General features: G+C 61.4%; 8 protein-coding genes and 1 tRNA gene. 3 read left to right on the plus strand and 6 right to left on the minus strand.

What is annotated here, in order from left to right:
• Positions 1-16: 16 nt before the first annotated feature.
• Both AC2CHD_RS10250 and metH read left to right on the plus strand, forming a co-directional pair.
• Complete coding sequence (locus tag AC2CHD_RS10250) at positions 17-3,061, plus strand: aminotransferase class III-fold pyridoxal phosphate-dependent enzyme (protein WP_484553587.1); 3,045 nt, start codon at positions 17-19, stop codon at positions 3,059-3,061.
• A 134-nt stretch (positions 3,062-3,195) separates the two neighbouring features.
• Positions 3,196-6,978 (plus strand): methionine synthase, encoded by a 3,783-nt coding sequence (gene metH, locus AC2CHD_RS10255; protein ID WP_484553588.1) that lies wholly within the window; start codon positions 3,196-3,198, stop codon positions 6,976-6,978.
• 416 nt (positions 6,979-7,394) lie between these two features.
• On the opposite strand, the gene AC2CHD_RS10260 is transcribed toward metH, so the two are convergent.
• Positions 7,395-8,360, minus strand: coding sequence for a helix-turn-helix domain-containing protein (locus tag AC2CHD_RS10260; protein ID WP_484553589.1), 966 nt, complete (start codon positions 8,358-8,360; stop codon positions 7,395-7,397).
• Between the two features lie 300 nt (positions 8,361-8,660).
• Between AC2CHD_RS10260 and AC2CHD_RS10265 the strand changes: the two genes are divergently transcribed.
• A complete protein-coding gene (locus AC2CHD_RS10265) occupies positions 8,661-10,490 on the plus strand; it encodes a cation:proton antiporter (RefSeq protein ID WP_484553590.1) in 1,830 nt (609 codons plus the stop codon).
• A 22-nt stretch (positions 10,491-10,512) separates the two neighbouring features.
• Here the strand turns inward: AC2CHD_RS10265 and AC2CHD_RS10270 are convergent, their stop codons facing one another.
• The 5 genes from AC2CHD_RS10270 to AC2CHD_RS10290 form a co-directional block, all read right to left on the minus strand.
• Complete coding sequence (locus tag AC2CHD_RS10270; RefSeq protein ID WP_484553591.1) at positions 10,513-10,854, minus strand: YbaN family protein; 342 nt, start codon at positions 10,852-10,854, stop codon at positions 10,513-10,515.
• Positions 10,855-11,055: 201 nt separating this feature from the next.
• Positions 11,056-11,131: transfer RNA gene (locus tag AC2CHD_RS10275), tRNA-Phe, on the minus strand.
• Between the two features lie 154 nt (positions 11,132-11,285).
• Entirely contained in the window at positions 11,286-12,125 is an 840-nt protein-coding gene (locus tag AC2CHD_RS10280; protein ID WP_484553592.1) for an ABC transporter permease, read from the minus strand.
• Complete coding sequence (locus AC2CHD_RS10285) at positions 12,115-12,885, minus strand: ABC transporter ATP-binding protein (RefSeq protein WP_484553593.1); 771 nt, start codon at positions 12,883-12,885, stop codon at positions 12,115-12,117. The genes AC2CHD_RS10280 and AC2CHD_RS10285 overlap by 11 nt, the downstream gene beginning before the upstream one ends.
• Before the next feature lie 45 nt (positions 12,886-12,930).
• The gene (locus tag AC2CHD_RS10290) at positions 12,931-13,950 is read right to left on the minus strand and encodes an ABC transporter substrate-binding protein (RefSeq protein ID WP_484553594.1); all 1,020 of its coding nucleotides are present in this window, start codon (positions 13,948-13,950) and stop codon (positions 12,931-12,933) included.
• Positions 13,951-14,088: the final 138 nt, after the last annotated feature.

Genomic DNA, 14,088 nt, shown 5'->3' on the forward strand with positions numbered 1-14,088 from the left:
CGCGGGAGGGTTCAACATGACCGCAATTCTCGACATGGTTCCGCGCTTTTCTGAGGAAGAGGCGGCAGGGCTGCTCAAAGGTGTCTATGGCATCGAGGGCGCGCTTTCGGCTCTGGCGAGCGAACGGGACCAGAATTTCAAGGTGAAGACGCCGGAAGGCGCGTTCATCTTCAAGATTGTCAATGCGGCTGAGCCGGTGGAGGAGAGCGATTTCCAGACGGCGCTCCTGCAGCATATCCAGTCCGCCGCGCCTGACCTGCCAGTGCCGCAGCTTCTTCCCACACTAAAGGGCGAGGCGCTGGGTTCAGTTGAAGGCGCAAACGGTGCGACGCACCGGCTGCGGCTTGTCAGCTGGATCGAGGGCACGCCGCTTGCCGAAGTGCCCCGCAGCGAGGCGGCCATGGAAAGCCTCGGCGAACTGCTCGGCCGGTTCAACAACGCGCTTTCCGGCTTCATGCACCCCGGTGCGGTGCGGGCGCTCGACTGGGATCTGCGCCTTGCCGGCAACAGCCGCGCGCGGCTTGATCATATCCGCGATGCGAACGATCGCGCGCTTGCTGAGCATTTCATCGCAAGATTTGAGGCCGATGTTCTGCCACGGCTCTCGCGCCTGCGCGGTGGGGTGATCCACAATGACGCCAATGACTGGAACGTGCTGGTCGACCCGGAAGACCACACGAAGATCTGCGGCCTGATCGATTTCGGCGATGCGCTTTACAGCGCGCTGATCTGCGAGGTGGCGATTGCCGGCGCTTACGGTGCGCTCGACTGCGACGACCCGCTGGGCGCCATCGGTGCGCTGGCGGCGGGGTTCCATGCGCAATACCCCTTGCTCGAAGAAGAAGTGGACCTGCTGTTCGATCTCGTTGCCATGCGGCTTGTCACCTCGGTGACGATCTCGGCCAGCCGTCAGTCTGAAGTGGCCGACAATCCCTATCTTGCTGTCAGCGAAAAGCCGGCCTGGGATCTTCTGCGCCGGCTTGGTGCGATGGACCCGCGCTTTGCCACGGCCATCCTGCGAAACGCCTGCGGCTTTGAGGCCATGGCGGGTTCACACGCGGTGAAAAGCTGGCTGGCGAAAAATCGCCGCAATTTCGCGCCGGTGCTTTCGCGACCGGCTGCGAGCTATCCGACTGCCCATGTGCCGCTTGGCGACCGGAGCGATGCAATCGCGATTGCCTCAGCCGAGGAGCGGCCAGACGAGGCGCAGGCGCTCTGGGAAGAAGCGGTGGGCGACGCAAGACGCATTCTGGGCATTGGGCCCTGGGGTGAAGATCGCGGTGTCTATACGAGCGATATTTTCGAATCCCGTCTGATCGCCGGCACCCGCCGCACACGGCATCTGGGGCTCGACCTCTTCCTGCCGGCTGGCACCGCCCTTTATGCGCCGCTGGGAGGCACAGTGCGCGAGGTGAGCATCGAGCCGGCGCGGCTTGGCTATGGCGCGGTGATGGTGCTGGAGCATGCGCCGGAGAATGGTCCGTCCTTCCTGTCGCTATGGGGGCACCTTGCCCATGAGGTGGTGGACCGGCTGAAGGTGGGTGACCGGGTCGAGGCCGGCGCGTTCCTGGCGCATATGGGCGGGCCGAAGGAAAATGGCGGCTGGATGCCCCATCTGCATCTGCAGATCGCCTGCGACACGACGATGAGCGCTGACGATATTCTGGGCGTCGGCGAGACGCGCTATCTGGAAACATGGGGCGAGCTTTTCCCCGACGCCAGCGATTTCGCCGGGCTCGTGGCGGTGGATGCGGGCCGACTTTCCAAGGCCGAGATCGTGGAGAAGCGGCAGTCGCTGCTCCTGCCGAACCTGTCGATTTCCTATGAGGAGCCGATCAAGTTTGTGAAGGGCGAGGGCGTGTGGCTCATTGACGACCGGGGCCGCGCCTATCTCGACTGTTTCAACAATGTCTGCCATCTGGGCCACTGCCATCCGGCGGTGGTGGAGGCGTTGGCGCGGCAGGCGGCGACGCTCAACACCAATACGCGCTACCTGCACGACAACATCGTCGCCTATGCGGAGCGGCTGACGGCGACCATGCCGAAGGAGCTCTCCATTGCGGCCTTCGTGAATTCGGGCTCGGAGGCAAACAGTCTGGCGCTGCGCATGATGCGGGCGCATACGGGCCGGGAGAACGCCATCGTTCTCGACTGGTCCTATCACGGCACGACGCAGGAACTCATCGATCTCAGCCCCTACAAATTCCGCCGCAAGGGCGGGCAGGGGCCGAAGCCGCATGTGCATGTGGCCGAACTGCCGGATGCCTATCGCGCGCCGGCCGACTGGCCGCAGGAAGAGATGGCGCAGCGCTTTGCCGCAAGCGTTGCCGAGCAGATCGACACGATGGCGACGAAGGGCGAGGCTCCGGGCTTTTTCATTGCCGAGTCCATCCCGAGCGTTGCCGGGCAGGTGTTCATGCCGGAGGGATATCTCGATGAGGTCTACCGCATGGTGCGGGCGGCAGGTGGCATCTGCATCGCTGATGAGGTTCAGGTGGGCTTTGGCCGCGTTGGCAGCCATTGGTGGGCTTTTGAAACACAGGGCGTGGTGCCCGACATCGCCACGGTGGGCAAGCCCATCGGCAATGGTCATCCGATGGGCGCGCTGGTGGTGCGTCGGGAGATCGCGGAATCCTTCCACAACGGGATGGAGTATTTCAACACGTTCGGCGGCAACCCCGTCTCCTGCGCGGTGGGTTTGGCGGTGATCGACACGATCGAGCGTGACAGCCTCAGGCAGAATGCAGCGGACATCGGCGCCTATCTCAAGGCCGGCTTCATCGAGCTTCAGCATCGCTATCCCGTGATCGGCGATGTGCGCGGCATGGGCCTGTTCCTCGGCATCGAGCTGGTGGAAGACCGCGAGAGCAAGGTGCCTGCCACGGCGACGGCGCGCGCGATCTGCAACGAAGCGCGGGCGCGCGGTGTGCTGATGGGCACGGAAGGCCCCTATGACAATGTGCTGAAGATGCGCCCTTCGATGATCTTCTCCAAAGCCAATGCGGACCATCTTCTGGGCGTTCTGGAAGAGAGTTTCGAGGCGGTGGTGAGGGGTGGTTGAGTTCTTCAGGGGCCGGACGAAACGCTGCGTGAAAGCAGGGCTGATCCGTGATATGGTCTGGGTGTGCATGTTGACATAAAGATATCTTTATGTGATGCAGCCCTTTCTTGTATCAAGGATGAAAAGCGTCGCCTATGTCGTCTATCGATGAACTGTTTGGCCCCGTCGGCGAAAAGCCGGATGGCTCCGAGATCTTCGCCGCGCTGCACAAGGCCGCGCGCGAGCGCATTCTCATCCTTGACGGCGCGATGGGCACACAGATCCAGGGGCTCGGCTTCGACGAGGATCATTTCCGGGGCGACCGCTTCACGGGCTGCGCCTGCCACCAGCAGGGCAACAATGACCTTCTCAACCTGACGCAGCCCAAGGCTATCGAGGAAGAGCATTTTCGCTATGCGATGGCAGGTGCGGACATTCTCGAGACGAACACATTCTCCTCCACGACCATCGCCCAGGCCGATTACGGCATGGAAGACATGGTCTATGAGTTGAACCGCGACGGTGCGCGACTTGCCCGCCGTGCGGCCAAGCGCGCCGAAGAAAAGGATGGTGTGCGCCGTTTCGTGGCAGGCGCACTCGGGCCGACCAACCGCACCGCCTCCATTTCGCCGGATGTGAACAATCCCGGCTATCGTGCCGTGACCTTCGATGATCTGCGCATTGCTTATGGGGAGCAGTTGCGCGGGCTGCTCGATGGCGGCGCGGACATCGTGCTGATCGAAACCATTTTCGACACGCTCAACGCCAAGGCGGCGATCTTCGCATGCGAGGAAATCTTCGCCGAGCGTGGCATTCGCCTGCCGGTGATGATCTCCGGCACGATCACCGATCTTTCCGGCCGCACGCTTTCCGGCCAGACGCCGACGGCCTTCTGGCATTCGGTGCGCCATGCAAAGCCGATTACGATCGGTCTGAACTGCGCGCTGGGCGCTGCGGCCATGCGCCCGCATCTGGCGGAGCTTTCGGGCGTGGCCGACACGCTGATCTGCGCCTATCCGAATGCCGGTCTTCCGAACGCCTTCGGCCAGTATGACGAAAGCCCGGAGATGATGGCCGAGCAGGTCGCGGAGTTCGCGCGCGAAGGGCTGATCAATGTGGTCGGCGGCTGCTGCGGCTCCACGCCCGAACATATTGCCGCGATCCGCGATGCGGTGGCGAACCATCCGCCGCGCGAAATCCCCGAGCGCCCACCCTTGATGCGGCTTTCGGGGCTGGAGCCCTTCACGCTCACCGACGACATTCCCTTCGTCAATGTGGGCGAGCGCACCAATGTCACGGGCTCGGCGAAGTTCCGCAAGCTCATCACTGCCGGCGACTTTGCCACTGCGCTGGATGTCGCGCGCAACCAGGTGGAGGGCGGCGCGCAGATCATCGACGTCAACATGGATGAGGGCCTGATCGACTCGAAGAAGGCGATGATCGAGTTCCTAAATCTGGTGGCAGCGGAGCCGGACATCGCGCGTGTGCCGGTGATGATTGATTCCTCCAAATGGGAGGTGATCGAAGCGGGCCTGAAATGCGTTCAGGGCAAGGCCGTGGTCAACTCCATCTCGCTCAAGGAAGGCGAGGAGGCGTTTCTGGAACAGGCCAGGCTGTGCCGGATGTATGGCGCGGCAATGGTCGTGATGGCCTTTGACGAAACCGGTCAGGCCGACACGAAGGCCCGCAAGGTCGAAATCTGCACCCGCGCCTACAAGCTTCTGACGGAAAAGGCCGGCGTCGCGCCGGAGGACATTATCTTCGATCCCAATGTGTTCGCGGTCGCGACCGGCATCGAGGAGCACGACAATTACGGCGTCGACTTCATCGAGGCGACGCGCGAGATCGTTGAGACCCTGCCGCATGTCCATATCTCGGGTGGCGTGTCGAACCTCTCCTTCTCGTTCCGCGGCAATGAGCCCGTGCGCGAGGCGATGCATGCCGTTTTCCTCTACCACGCCATTCAGGCGGGCATGGATATGGGCATCGTCAATGCCGGACAGCTGGCCGTCTATGACGCCATTGATCCGGAGCTGCGCGAGGCTTGCGAGGATGTGGTGCTCAATCGCGCGCCCAAGGCCGGCGGCACGGCGACGGAGCGCATGCTGGAGATCGCCGAACGCTATCGCGGCACGGGCGGGCGCGAGGCCAAGGAAAAGGATCTCTCCTGGCGGGAGCTGCCGGTCGAAAAGCGGCTGGAACATGCGCTGGTGAATGGCATCACCGAATATATCGAAGCGGATACCGAGGAAGCGCGGCAGAAGGCAGAGCGTCCGCTCCACGTGATCGAGGGCCCGCTGATGGCTGGCATGAATGTCGTCGGCGACCTGTTCGGCTCGGGCAAGATGTTCCTGCCGCAGGTGGTGAAATCGGCGCGTGTGATGAAGCAGGCCGTGGCGGTTCTTCTTCCCTATATGGAGGAAGAAAAACGTGCCAATGGCGGCGGCGAGCGCGAGAGCGCCGGCAAGATCCTGATGGCCACGGTGAAAGGCGATGTGCACGACATCGGCAAGAACATCGTCGGCGTCGTTCTGGCCTGCAACAATTACGAGATCATCGATCTTGGCGTGATGGTGCCGGCGGCGAAGATCCTTGAGACCGCCCGCGAAGAGAAGGTCGACATCATCGGTCTGTCCGGTCTCATCACGCCATCGCTCGACGAGATGGTGCATGTGGCGGCCGAGATGGAGCGTGAAGGGTTCGACATTCCGCTTTTGATCGGCGGCGCGACGACCAGCCGCGTGCACACGGCAGTGAAGATTCATCCGAGCTATCAGCGCGGGCAGGCGGTTCACGTGAACGATGCGAGCCGTGCCGTAGGCGTGGTCTCGAACCTGCTTTCGCCGGAAGCGCGCGACGGTTTTGTTGCAAATCTGCGCGAGGAATATCGCAAGGTGACGGAAGCGCATGAACGCTCCGAGCGTGACAAGCAGCGCCTGCCGATCGCCAAGGCCCGCGCCAATCCGCACAGGATTGACTGGGCGGCGTACACGCCGCCGAAACCGAGCTTCACCGGCACGAAGGTTTTCGAAAACTGGGATCTGGAAGAGCTTGCGCGCTATATCGACTGGACACCCTTCTTCCAGACCTGGGAGATGAAGGGGCGATATCCGAAAATTCTCGAGGACGAGAAACAGGGCGAGGCCGCGCGGCAGCTCTTTGCCGACGCGCAGGCCATGCTGAAAAAGATCATCGACGAGAAATGGTTCGTGCCGCGCGCCGTGATCGGGTTCTGGCCGGCCAATGCCGTGGGCGATGATGTGCGCCTCTTCACCGACGAAACGCGGAAAGAGGAGCTTGGCTCCTTCTTCACGCTGCGCCAGCAGCTCACCAAGCGCGGTGACAAGCCGAATGTCGCCCTCTCGGATTTTGTTGCGCCGGTGGACAGCGGCAAGCCGGACTGGATTGGTGGTTTCGTGGTGACGGCAGGCATCGAGGAAGTGGCGATTGCCGAGCGTTTCGAGCGCGCGAATGACGACTATAACTCGATCCTCGTGAAGGCGCTGGCCGACCGGTTCGCGGAAGCCTTTGCCGAGCGTATGCACGAGAAGGTGCGCAAGGAATTCTGGGGTTATGCGGGGGACGAGAACTTCACACCCGAAGAGCTGATCGCCGAGCCCTATTCAGGCATCCGCCCGGCGCCGGGTTATCCTGCCCAACCGGATCACACGGAGAAGATGACGCTCTTCAAGCTTCTGGATGCGGAGAAGACCGCGGGCGTGAAGCTCACCGAAAGCATGGCCATGTGGCCGGGTTCATCGGTTTCAGGGCTCTATTATTCGCATCCGGAAAGCTACTATTTCGGCGTCGCCAAGGTCGAGCGGGACCAGGTGGAAGATTATGCGGCACGCAAGGGCATGGATGTGGCGGAGGTGGAGCGCTGGCTCGGACCGGTGCTGAACTACCTCCCGTCGTCCTATTCGGAAGCTGCTGAATAACGTCGGCTACTGGCAGGGGAGCTTGGTGCGCGCGTATGGCCGCAATTCATATATGCGGGCGAGCAAGACGGTGCTTTCCCTGCCGCGCATACCTTGCTGCGATCTGCTCCGCTTCTGAAACAAAAGGAGCAGGCGGGGGCTTTTAGCTGGCGGCTGAGCCTCCCGCCTGCCGGGGCAGCCCCTTCCAAAAATATGAGAAGAGGCAAGTTGTAGCGTCTGGCTCGAGACGATCGATCAGACGCGATCAAAGTGATCTGAGTTCAGCATGGCCCACTCTGGAAGCCATCAGGATCTCAGACCGCATTCTTGTGCATTTTGCAGGGATGGTAGACTGGTGCCGTGCTGCGGGGCAGTAGGACTGGGCGTTCTGTGGTCACGACCTGTCGCAAATCTGAAACAGGTCTGTTCTGAAACTGTCAGCTGTCACGACCTATTCCCAGCCGCGCCATTTTGCGATGCATGGTTGCGCGGGATATTCCAAGCTGGCGCGCTGCTTCTGAAACATTGCCGCCGGTGCTCAGAAGCGTTCGCTGTAATGCACTCCGCTCTGCGTCTGCCAGAGCAGGAACAACAGACCGTTCCGAGGCATCGTAGAGGTCGCGTGCAAAAATTGGTCTCGAAATGGGACCGGGCGGTAGATCCAGCATGGCCCGGGCGGTCCGTGTCGCACCGACCACGAGATCATGGCGATCAACCGCAATAAGGGCTGTCGTGTCTGCTGCGGGCAAAAGCATGATCCGCGCCTGCGGATAGGCCAGGCGAAAGGCTTCCGCCTCGATGCGCCGTGCCGCGTCTCCGACAGCCGTCGCAATGAGATGAATGACCCCTTCCGTCAAGTCAGATCGGCATGAAGAGACATCGAGCGCCCCCGCGAGTTGTCCTTCGTGATCGTAGACGGGTGCGGTGGTGCAGGAGAGGAGTGTGTTGCGCGAATGGAAGTGCTGGTCGAGGTGTATTGTCAGCGCACGGCGTTCCGCCAGACATGTCCCGATGCCGTTGGTCCCTTCGGCCTGCTCGCTCCAGACATTGCCTGTCCACAGCCCCCATCGCCGAAACGTGTCATCATCGCCTGCCGCGCTGCGACGCTCGACAGGTATGCCTTTCTGATTGGCCAGGAGCACGCAATAGCCGGAACTACCCACGGCGAGGAAAAGTTGGTCCAGCGAAGCCTGCGCAGAGCGGATCAACGGTTCGCACCGAGCGCGGGCCTCAGCAAGTTCGAAGTCTGAAATCCGCTCTGGCCCGCGTGTTTGAGCCGGGTCAAGCCGATGCAGGCGAAACGAGCGCTGCCACGAGGCGACCAGCGCAGACTTCGCCGCATGGTCCGAATCCACCGCTGCCAGCACCCGGTCTGCATGAAAAATCAGACCCCGTCCATTCATGGTTTTCCTCCCCATGACCCGTCGGTGCCCTCCACACAATTGCAGTTGCGGGCCCGTTGCTGATCATGGTTGAAGTTTCGTTGCTGGAACCGATCTGTCAATACGACCTTTAGAGAGAATGCGTAAGCGACTTTGTGGAGGCAGCGGATCTGGTGCGGTGCAGGCCGCCCGACGATGCTGCCGCCCGCGTGTCCGAGTGTTTTCTCCTCTGTGCATTTGGTGTGTTGGATGCTTGCCCGGGAGCGACTATTCTGCCTGAGGAATTGCGTTCCCCGCCCCTCTCAAACAAACGGACGTCTCATGCATGATATCGGACTGAAAATCGCGCTTATCGGCGTGATGGGCATGGGCGCGCAGTGGCTCGCCTGGCGACTACGTTTGCCCGCTATCGTGCTTTTGCTGCTTGCCGGTGTTCTCGCTGGTCCAGCCACCGGATTTGTGAATCCGGCGGAGGATTTCGGCACGATTTACCGCCCGCTCGTCTCGCTCGCCGTCGCAATCATTCTATTCGAGGGCGGGCTCACGCTGAATTTCAAGGAGATCAGCGAAACCTCCACGGCGGTGCGGCGCATCATCATTTTCGGCGGTCCGCTCGTCTGGGTGATGACCGCGCTTTCCGCTCACTATATTGGTGGCCTCTCATGGCCGACGGCTGTGGTGCTCGGTGCCATCCTGGTGGTGACGGGGCCAACTGTTATCACACCGCTTCTGCGTCAGGCGCAGCTTGCTGCAAGGCCGGCCTCGCTGCTCAAATGGGAGGCGATCGTCAATGATCCGATCGGCGCACTGTTTGCAGTGGTCGCTTTTGAGGTCATTCTGGTTCTGATCGGGCAGCACCAGGGGGGCAGCCTTGCCTATGTGGTGGTGGCGGCCTTCGCTGTCGCGGTTGCTGGCGGCTATGTGGCGGCGCGGGCCATTCACTGGGCGTTCGTGCGCGGCGTCGTGCCGGAGTTCCTGAAAGCGCCGATCCTGCTTGCCACAGTGCTGTTGGCCTACGCGCTGACCAATCTCGTTCTCGAGGAGGCCGGCCTTCTGACGGTCACGGTCATGGGCATCGTGCTCGCAAACACGCGTATTGCGAGCCTTGCCGAAATGCGGCGTTTCAAGGAGACCATCACTGTCTTCCTTGTCTCGGGCATATTTATCCTTTTGACGGCATCGCTCACGGTCGAAGACTTCAAGAGTCTCGACTGGCGCGCAGCGTTGTTCGTTGCGTCGCTCCTCCTTGTGGTGCGCCCTCTGGCAATCATGACTGCCACGGCCGGATCCGGTGCGACATTTGCCGAGCGTACGCTTTCAAGCTGGATTGCGCCGCGCGGCGTGGTGGCTGTTGCCGTATCCGGCCTTTTTGGCGGGGCGCTGGCAGATGCCGGCATCGCCGATGCCAACCGCATGGTGGCTTTCACCTTCGCCGTGGTCGTCACCACAATTGTGCTGCATGGCTTTACACTCGGTCCCCTGGCCTCGCTGTTGAAACTGAAAAGCGCCGAGAAACCTGGTCTGCTGATCGCTGGAGGGCCACGATGGGCCATCGATCTGGCTCGCAAACTCCGCGATATGGATGTCCCGGTCATGATTGCGGACCCGAACTGGAACCACATCGCGGAGGCGCGTCTTTCCGAGGTCCCCGTCTTCTACGGCGATATCCTGTCGGAAGAGGCGCACCACAGCATTGATCCCAAGCGCTTTTCCACACTGATCGCCGTGACCGACAATGATGCCTACAATTCACTCGTCTGTACGGATTTCGCGCCGGAACTTGGCCGTTCGCACGTCTATCAGCTCGGACGCGGGGCGGATCAGTCCAAACGCATGTCCCTCAACTTCACCCTTGGCGGTCGCCCCCTCACCGAGGAGGGCGTGGATTTCCGCACCCTGCGTGAGCGGCATTGGCAGGGCTGGACCTTCCAGGCCACGAAGCTCACCGAAGAGTTCGATTACGATGCCTATCTGAATAGCCGTGCGGAAGAGGCGATCGTGCTTTTGTGGGTGAAGCCATCGGGGAAACTCGTTTTCGCGGCCGGGGCCACAGGGACGCCGTCGACCGACGATCGGATCATCAGCTTCACACCGGCAAAAGAACGCCGGGCAGGGGGCAATGGCGACGCAGCGGCGGAGGAGAAGGAATGAGCGAGGGCGGGTCTGCTACGCATCAGACTTCAGGCCTGGTCGCAATCCAAACAAGCACCGCACCCATAGTCGTTGCAATCGTCAGCGCGAGCAGCGGGCCGGGCCTGTAAAGAACGACGAACAGGCAGAAGCCGGCGGCCATGCCCGCTCCAGCGAACAATTTCGCGCGTCGCGGGACAACGCCACGGTCGCGCCAGTCGTGCAGAACGGGTCCGAACCGTGGGTGTTCAAGCAATTTGCGTTCGAGTTTCGGTGAAGAACGCGCGAAAAACCATGCGGCGAGGATGAGAAAGATCGTGCTCGGCATGATCGGCACGAAAGCGCCGATAAACGCAAGTCCGAGCATTATCAGCCCCAACGCCATCAATATGGTGCGCTTTGCATTCCGGAATGCTGGCGCGATCTTCAAGGAGTGAGCTCCATCCAATATGATGCTGCGGCAAGGATGTTCGTGCCTGCGCGGACCGTATTCATGGAAACAAGCGCACTGCAAGAACAAGATGCGCGAAAATCGCGTGGCTGCACGAACCAGAAGCCGCTATCGACGGATTGTTCAGTGGAAAAGTGGTGCCCAGGGGCGGAATCGAACCACCGACACGCGGATTTTCAGTCCGCTGCTCTACCAACTGAGCTACCTGGGCAAACCCTGCTTCGCATCGCCGGGGCAGAGATTTCTGCGGGCGGTGGCGGGGTTGGTTCTCCGCCGGAAGCGCGTGGGTTATAGCACGAGATTTTGCGCTGACAAGCGCCCTTCGGTCGATTTGCAGGGACTTTTTTCAAAACCCGCGCGAAGCGTCAGGTTCGCCATGAAAGAAGTCGCTTTTCAAGCTTGCCGATCAGCCAGGCAATGATGAGGCCGATGACCGAGAGAAGCGCCACACCGGCAATAAGCTGATCGAGCGCAAAAAGCGCTCCGGCCATCAGGATATAGGCCCCGACACCGAATTCAGCGCCGATCATCTCTGCCGCCACAAGCAGGACGATGGCGATCGAAGCCGAGATGCGAAAGCCCGACAGGATGGCCGGCATCGCGCCCGGCACGATGATCTTGCGCACGATGGACAGCCACGAAAGGCCGAAGGACTGGCCCATGCGGATGAGATTGCGGTCGACATTGTCCACCCCGCCATAGGTGGCGATCACGGTGGGGAAGAACGTGCCGAAGAGGATGGTCGCCACCTTCGAGCCTTCGCCAATGCCGAACCAGATGATGAAGAGCGGTAAAAGCGCGATCTTCGGCACCGGAAAAAGGGCGGAGACGAGCGGCAGAAGCCCGGCGCGGGCAAGGGAGAAGAGGCCGATGAACAGGCCGACCGCTATGCCCAGAAGGCTGCCCAGCGTCCAGCCGACAATGAGCCGGTAGAGACTGGCGCCCAGATGTTTCCACAGCATGCCCGTCTGGAAGAGATCGACCAGCGCACCGAACGCCTCGGAAGGGGCTGGCAGGGCAATCGCGCTGATAAAGCCCGAACGCGAGCCCAGCTCCCAGATCGCCAGAATGACGAGAAAGACAATCGGCGCGACAGGACCGAGCGAGCGATGAACGAAACCGCCGCCCCGGAATGGAACGGGACGCTGGTTGCCTGTTTCGGAAACACCCGCGGCAGTGACGTCGCGCGTGGTATCATGCGACATCGGAAATCTCCCGGTCGGCTTCGCGCGCTTCCTCGCGCATGATGTCCCAGACGCGGCGTTGCAGGGTTTCGAGCTCCGCCAGCCGGTCGGCACGCTCGGCAAGCGGCATGTCGATCTCCACCACGTCGCGGATGCGGCCTGGACGGCGGGACAGAACGATGATGCGGCGGCCAAGCCGCACGGCCTCGTTGAGATTGTGCGTCACGTAGCAAGCGGAAAACCGCTCGCGGGTCCACAACGCCACGAGATCGTCCATCAGGAGTTCGCGGGTCTGGCTGTCGAGCGCGGAAAGCGGTTCGTCCATCAGCATGATGGCCGGCTTGACGGCAAGCGCGCGGGCAATGGCCACGCGCTGTTTCATGCCGCCGGAGAGTTGGCGCGGGAGCGCCTTTGCGAAGTCGGAGAGATTGGTGCGGGCGAGCACATCGGCGATGATGGCCTGCCGCTCGGCTGCGGAGATGCCGTGATCTTCCAGCACAAGGCTGACATTGCCTTCAACACTGCGCCAGGGAAGAAGGGCAAAATCCTGAAAGATATAGGTCAGCGGATTGAGCGAGCCTTCCGGCTCGGGCCCGGTAAGGAGCGCCTGACCCTCATCGGATTTTTCCAGCCCGCCGGCAATGCGCAGAAGCGTGGACTTGCCGCAGCCCGAGGGGCCGACGATGCAGACGATCTCTCCATCATCCACCGTGAGCGAGATGTCGTCGAGGACGGTCCTGCCGCCATAATGGTGGGTAATGTTTTCGAGAAGAAGCTGCATCGGCTCAAAGAATGCCGCCCCGGGCGGGCCGGGGCGGTTTCGCTGTTAGCGGGTTTCCACGAAGCTGGTGTCGACCAGCTTTTCCATCGTCACGCCTTCGGGCACGAGGCCTTCGGATTTGAACCACTCAAGCTGGTCCTCCACGCTGGCGATGCTCAGCGCCGCACCTTCGTTGATGCGCATCGCGCCGGCGCGAATGCGCGGATCGGCCTTTTCGAGCGGCTGGTCGGAATAGACATATTTGTGGATCATCTCGACGATTGCGGTCGTGTCTTCCTCGCTCATGGTCTTGTCGACGAGCGCCGCATTGTAATCGCTGATGCCCTCGGACAGGCCGGCGAGAAAGCGCTCGACCAAATCCTTCTTTTCGGTCGCGTTCTTCGTAGAGGTGAACACCGTGGTGACCTGATAATTGTCGATGTAATCGGACACTTTGCCGATCTCCACCACTTCCGGACCCTTGGTAAGCGCGCCGGCAATGTTCGGAACGATCGACCATGCATCGATCTGACCGCTTTTGAGTGACGCGATGACAGCCGGCACCTTCTGCAACGGCTTCACCTGGATTTCTGCACGGTCGAAACCTTCCTTGTCGGCGATCTTGTGCGCCATGTAATGGAAGGAGGAACCGGTGGTGGTAATGCCGTAGGTGCGGCCTTTCAGGTCGGCGGGCGTCTTCACGCCGGCATCGAATGCGGCCTTGGAGGCGAGGATCTTCTGGCCCTCGACATCCGGCGTTTCCTGCAGGGCGCCGCCGATGACCTTGACCACGCCCTTGTCGGCGAGGCTGATGAGGCCACCGGAAATGGCCGTCATGCCGAAATCGACATCACCCGATGCGATGGCAACCGCCATGGGCTGCGCGGCTTGGAACGACACGAACTCGACCTCGAGATCCTGCGCTTCGAAATAGCCTTTCGCCTCGGCAATGATGCTGGGCGAATGGGATGTCAGCGACAGAATGCCGACATTGATCTTGTCGGCGGCTTGCGACGGTAGTGCCAATCCGACCACGGCGGCGGAAAGGGCGAGTGCGCCAAGCGCACGGCGGGTGATGGCAGTCATGGGGACCTCTCGAAATATCTTCGACCAATGCTATTTGCACAGGCGGCGGACCGGAGCAAGCAAATGGGACGACAAGAAGGTCAAAAGATTTTGTGAAATTGTTTTATATCAGAGCCTTATGGGAAGTTTGCGCGGAGA

The organism is Nitratireductor sp. ATLC21, from assembly GCF_057196525.1.